This is a genomic window from Gordonia sp. (in: high G+C Gram-positive bacteria), from assembly GCF_049299075.1.
Classification (GTDB): domain Bacteria; phylum Actinomycetota; class Actinomycetes; order Mycobacteriales; family Mycobacteriaceae; genus Gordonia.
Genome location: NZ_JBAQWU010000458.1, coordinates 1 through 2,330, shown reverse-complemented (window position 1 = coordinate 2,330; position 2,330 = coordinate 1). Strand labels below are relative to the sequence as shown.

General features: G+C 63.0%; 2 protein-coding genes and 1 pseudogene. 2 read left to right on the top strand and 1 reads right to left on the bottom strand.

Translation table 11 applies throughout. The annotated features are described in order from the left end of the window. Positions 1 to 142: 142 nt before the first annotated feature. Both WAW85_RS14465 and WAW85_RS14460 read left to right on the top strand, forming a co-directional pair. The gene (locus WAW85_RS14465) at positions 143 to 319 is read left to right on the top strand and encodes a transposase (protein ID WP_422560291.1); all 177 of its coding nucleotides are present in this window, start codon (positions 143 to 145) and stop codon (positions 317 to 319) included. 140 nt (positions 320 to 459) lie between these two features. Next, positions 460 to 825 carry a transposase gene (locus tag WAW85_RS14460; RefSeq protein ID WP_422560290.1) on the top strand — a complete coding sequence of 122 codons (366 nt, stop codon included), beginning with the start codon at positions 460 to 462 and terminating at the stop codon, positions 823 to 825. Here the strand turns inward: WAW85_RS14460 and WAW85_RS14455 are convergent. After that, positions 795 to 2,108: pseudogene (locus WAW85_RS14455) on the bottom strand (ISL3 family transposase). The gene WAW85_RS14460 and the pseudogene WAW85_RS14455 overlap by 31 nt on opposite strands. Positions 2,109 to 2,330: the final 222 nt, after the last annotated feature.

The following is a 2,330-nucleotide window of genomic DNA, read 5'->3' as shown; positions in this document are numbered from 1 at the left end:
TGATCGCCCTGGTGGGCGGGATAGGACAATGATTGGTATGGCTGGACGGAAGCGGCATTCGGCGGAGGAGATCGTCCGGAAGCTGCGGCGGGCGGATGAGCTTGCTGCGGCGGGATCGACGGGTGAGTAGATCGCGGCGGAGTTGGAGGTGTCGGCGGCGACGCTCTACAACTGGCGGCGCAGCTACGGTGGGATGGACCTCGAGGCTGCGAGGGAGCTCAAGGACCTGCGGGATCAGAACGCCCGGCTCACGCGGCTGCTGGCGGACGCGGAGTTGGAGAAGGACACCTTGCGGGAGGTGGCTAAGGGAAAATTTTGAGCCCGGACGCCAAACGCGCCGCCGTGGACATGCTCGAGCAGGTGTTGGGCATGTCGGAAACGATGGCGTTCGGAGCGGTCGGGCTCGCGAGATCGACCTATCGTCGACCGAAAGTCGCTGATACACCGCAAGATCGGGACATGGAGCTGAGCGGCTGGCTCCGCGAGTACGCGGTGAAGAATCGGTGTCACGGATTCCGGCGTGTGTGGGCGGCGCTGCGTCATGACGAGGGTCGGCACATCAACAAGAAGAAGGTTCACAGGTTGTGGTCCGAGGAGGGTCTGCAGCGACGGTTCCGTTCGGCCCGCAAACGTGTGGGTGAGTCGTCGGTGCCACCGGCGGTTGAGGCTGATGCTCCGAAGGTGGTGTGGTCCATTGACTTTCAGTTCGACTCCACCGTCGACGGAAGGGCTATCAAGATCGCGTCCGGGGTGGACGCGCACACCAAGCAGTCGGTGATCGGGCTCTTCGCCTTTCAGAGTGCGTTGATCGGATTCGCGAGCTGACCGGAGTGCAGGAGTGACCGCAAGATGTAGTGGTCGAGGTTGCGGAAGCCTTGGGCGATTCCGCGGAGGTGTTCGAGGCGTCCGTTGATGGCTTCGACGGGTCCGTTGGAGACGCCGGTGTCGAAGTAGGCCAGGATGTCGGCGCGCCGGTTCCACAGGCTTCGTCCGAGTTGAGCGAGCTCAGCCAGTCCGGCGGGCAGCCCGGTGCGGATCCGGCGCAGGATCTTGTACATGAGTTTCTTGCCCTCACGGCGGTGCCGGTGTTCGTATGCGGCGATGAGCTGCTGATACACCTGATGGGTGATCTCGACTGCGGCGTGTGCGTCGTGGCTGGTCAACGACTCGAAAAGGCGGATCTTTTGCTTGTCGGTGAGGAGTTCAGTGCGGGTGTGCAAGATCCGGCGGATCTAATAGAGCGGGTCGTCTGTGCGGCCCCGGTGCCGGCATACCTGCTGCTGGATCCGTTGCCGGCACAGGTCGAGTTTGCTCGCGGCCAGATGCACGACGTGGAACGGGTCCATCACCACTCGGGCGGTGGGGAGTTCTTCGGTGGTGGCGCTCTTGTAGCCGGTGAATCCATCCATTGCCACGACCTTGATCCGATCCCGGAACCGTTGGTCTCGGGCGGCCATCCACTGTTTGAGGACCTGTTTGGAGCGTCCGCCGATCATGTCGAGCAGGCGTGCCGGGCCGGTCCCGTCGATGACCGGGGTCAGGTCGATCAGGACGGTGACGAAACTCCGATCTCCTTGTCCGCGAACATGTTTCCATTTGTGTTCATCCACGCCGAGGCAGCGGACCCCGTCGAGGTGGTCGCCGTCGTAGACCAGCGCGCGAGCGGCTTCTGTGGCGATCGTATTGACTGTTCTCCAGGCGATGCCGAGGTTGGCGGCCACGGCGGACACGCTCATCTTGTCGCCCACGATGCGCTGCAGAATCCAGCGTTCGGTCCTGGTCGTGACCACTGCTCGCGGCCTGGCGATGTGGTCGATCCTGGCGCGGAAGATCGATGTTGAGCAGTCGGTGGTGTGGCACACGAACCGGGGAACCGCGACGTGCAGGACGACAGGGTGACCACTGATCGGTACATCGGTCAGGGCGCGGTCGGAGTGATCACGCAGCACACCCGCCATCTGACAATCCGGGCAGCGTGGATCGGCGTCCAGGACTCGGCACCATACATGTGTGCGGTCGCGGGCATCGACGGCCGCACCGGTGATCGTCACGCCCAACTCGACGGTTCGGCAGATCGTGTCGGCAACATCGGAAGTAAGCTCAGCCATGGGTCCTGTGGTGTGCGTCAGCGGTGTGTGAGAACTTCCATGATCACACCCAGGGCCCACCTACATGTTGTGGTCGCCCGCGCTCGGTCCCGAACTGTCGGCGGCGGTCGAAACCTGAACGGTTTCGGCGGTCCAAAAGTGAACAGTCTCTAGTCTAGGTTTTCTTGTTCGGCTTTGATGCTGGGGAGTGTTTCCAGGCCTCGGTCGCGTAGCCGGTAGGAC

Excerpts from the sequence above, each read along its gene's own strand:
- WAW85_RS14460 (WP_422560290.1), top strand. The coding sequence starts at position 460 with ATGGAGCTGAGCGGCTGGCTCCGCGAGTACGCGGTGAAGAATCGGTGT.